Here is a 1,199-nt window from a genome sequence, read left to right as displayed (position 1 = left end):
GCTTTCTTCGCCTTTCTCACCAGAGTGCTGAAGGCTATTCCCTGGGCAGTCCGCCCCTTGTAGTCCTGCATCTCGTCCGCGATCAATAGGTCGAAGTACCCCTTGGGGAGCCTCTTCTTAATGAAGTCGGCCGCCGGAATCTTCCGCGGGCCCTTTGCGTCGGCGGTCCACAGCGCGTTTCCACATTCCCCACAGAAGGAATTGCGGCTGTTCCGGTTCTTGAAATCATCCTTGGTGAAGGGCTCGAACCGCGTCTTGCGAGCACTCCCAAGCGGCTCGCCGCAGCTGGGGCAAAATAAGCCCCCATGGCGCTCCAGCACGGCCGGCCGCAGCACATATCCGAGCTTGGCAGTCTCCTTGGAGACAATGTAGAAGAGCCTCCCAGCAGGCTTGCCCCGCGTCAGTATTGAGGCGGCCTCGCGCCAGCTCTTAAGTATCCGGGGTTTCGCCCCGGGTATGGTGTTCGCGATTTCTCTCTGCCACTTGCCGACAAGGTGGGCAGGACACATCACGAGCACCCGGTAGTTGTCGCCGAGCATGAGATGGGCCACTAGCAAGGATATCAGTGTCTTTCCCGTCCCCATCTCGCCAACTAGAAAAGCCATGTGGCGAGACGCCAGACTCTTGGCCAAACCCTGGGCGACGGCCGCCTGGGCAGGGAACGGTTTCCGCAGAAGCTCCTCCGTTTTGGGGTCGTTCTGATCAGAAGCCGTGTGCAACGGGGCGCAAATGGCCTGTATCTTCCTTGCCAAGTCGGGCGCGAAGCTCTTGAGATAGTCCTCCAGCTCCCCTCTACGGTCGAGCCGGGACGGCCCCGGAGCAGCGCCCGGGATGGCGATCTGTCCCTTCTTAAGCCCGTCACAGATCCAGAGAGCGAAGGGCTTTCCCATGTGCTCAAACCGCGGTTCCACCACGCGGAACCGCTGATTGCCGAGGACGTAGTAGGACTTGCAGAGACCGCTCTTTCTGACGAAGGAAAGCCATTCTTTAAGGAACGGTGTGTTACATCTTTCCCGGATCAGCCGATAGAGGATCTCGTCTTCATCGTCGCCTGGCCAGACGATGCCGTTCAGTATCCGCGGTGTTCCGATGACCAGGTGGCACACGTTCCTGTCCACCCAATGCCTGGCGAGCACGCGCGAACCGAGTGGCATCGTCACGGGGCAGAACTCGCGGCTGCCGCGAACAGTCACCTCGAT

The 1,199-nt window shown here is 60.1% G+C and carries 1 protein-coding gene; it reads right to left on the bottom strand.

Features of this window, described 5'->3' with window-relative positions; translation table 11 throughout:
- Window positions 1-1,199: DEAD/DEAH box helicase family protein (locus tag NUW23_16110; protein ID MCR4427674.1), on the bottom strand; the 1,199-nt coding region annotated here is incomplete at both ends.

The organism is Bacillota bacterium, from assembly GCA_024655925.1.
Taxonomy (GTDB): domain Bacteria; phylum Bacillota; class DTU025; order DTU025; family JANLFS01; genus JANLFS01.
Note: the sequence above shows the minus strand (reverse complement) of the source record. Positions and strands in the feature narration are given on the sequence as shown.